Origin of the sequence: Salifodinibacter halophilus (assembly GCA_012999515.1) — a bacterium.
Lineage (GTDB): Bacteria > Pseudomonadota > Gammaproteobacteria > Nevskiales > Salinisphaeraceae > Salifodinibacter > Salifodinibacter halophilus.
The window spans coordinates 1-387 of the sequence record JABEEB010000049.1 but is presented as its reverse complement, the minus strand read 5'-3'; the positions used below and the strand labels follow the sequence as shown (position 1 = coordinate 387).

The following is a 387-nucleotide window of genomic DNA, read 5'->3' as shown; positions in this document are numbered from 1 at the left end:
GCTGGGTTGCTGGGAACCGCCGCCGGGCTCCTGCGGCGTGCCCTTGCCGACGTATTCGATCATCGTCACCGTGGTCTCGCCCGGCGGCGGCGGGCGGGTGGCGAAGTACTGCAGGTACATCAGCCACACCAGCAGCCCGCCGAACAGCAGATGCCACAACAGCGAGATCGCGCCCGCGCCCCAGCGCAGGCGGCGGTCTTCGGGTTCCGGCGGCAGCCACTGCTGCCGCCACAAGGTAGCGAAGGCCTGCCAGCGGTTGAGCGCGGGGGCGCGCCGCGGCGGCGCGCTCAACGGACGCTGCGCGAACACCGCGAGCCAGGCGTCGGCGGTCGCGCCGGTGACCGCGCCGGGACGCGCGCTCTGCGCGTCCAGCCAGCCTTGCCACGC

Annotated in this window: 1 protein-coding gene; it reads right to left on the bottom strand. The window is 74.2% G+C overall.

Features of this window, described 5'->3' with window-relative positions; genetic code table 11:
* On the bottom strand, positions 1–387 hold a 387-nt coding region (locus HKX41_10620; GenBank protein NNC24584.1), incomplete at both ends, for a hypothetical protein.